Below are 599 nucleotides of genomic sequence, written 5' to 3' on the forward strand. Positions count from 1 at the left end.
ATAACGCCGCGTTAAGGGGCAGCCAACGCAACTGCCAAGCTTCCGCATAACACCGTAACCACAAAAACCAACGCATAATAAAAATGCCACGCGTTGGCTGTCCCTCTTGAACGCTTTGTTATAAGCAAATAAAACCTTGATTTAATTGATTTTCAACTGTTCTGCGCTATATAGAACCCATGCACTATTAAGAGCTTCAAAACCAATTTTCGGATAATAACCTTGTGCTTTCGGTGCTGACAGTAAAACCAATTTACAGCCTGGGCTCAGCTCTTCTTTGGTCACTAAGATCAGATATTTACCTATACCATTGGATTGAACACTTTCATCAACAGCTAAATCAGATAGATAGCAGCAATAATGGAAATCTGTCACTGAACGAGCAACACCGACAAGTTGATCGTTCAGCCATGCGGTCACAATTAAATTAGAGTTATCGAGCATACCCTGAATAGTTGACTTATTATCCAAAGGACGCCGCTCACCCAATGATGTTTTCTTCAGTAAACTCACGAATTGTTCAACTGAGATTGGATGGTTTACTTTGTACTCGATTTCCATTTTTCATCCTCTGGAGCTGAATTTGCTTATAACGCCGC

1 protein-coding gene is annotated in these 599 nt (G+C 40.9%); it reads right to left on the minus strand.

Translation table 11 applies throughout. The features are described from left to right. Positions 1–141: 141 nt before the first annotated feature. Positions 142–561 (minus strand): GNAT family N-acetyltransferase, encoded by a 420-nt coding sequence (locus tag FKN93_RS17550; RefSeq protein WP_170905782.1) that lies wholly within the window; start codon positions 559–561, stop codon positions 142–144. Positions 562–599: the final 38 nt, after the last annotated feature.

The sequence above is a fragment of the Vibrio sp. A8-1 genome, from assembly GCF_013048685.1.
GTDB classification, from domain to species: Bacteria; Pseudomonadota; Gammaproteobacteria; order Enterobacterales; family Vibrionaceae; genus Vibrio; species Vibrio metschnikovii.

Excerpts from the sequence above, each read along its gene's own strand:
- FKN93_RS17550 (WP_170905782.1), bottom strand. The coding sequence starts at position 561 with ATGGAAATCGAGTACAAAGTAAACCATCCAATCTCAGTTGAACAATTC.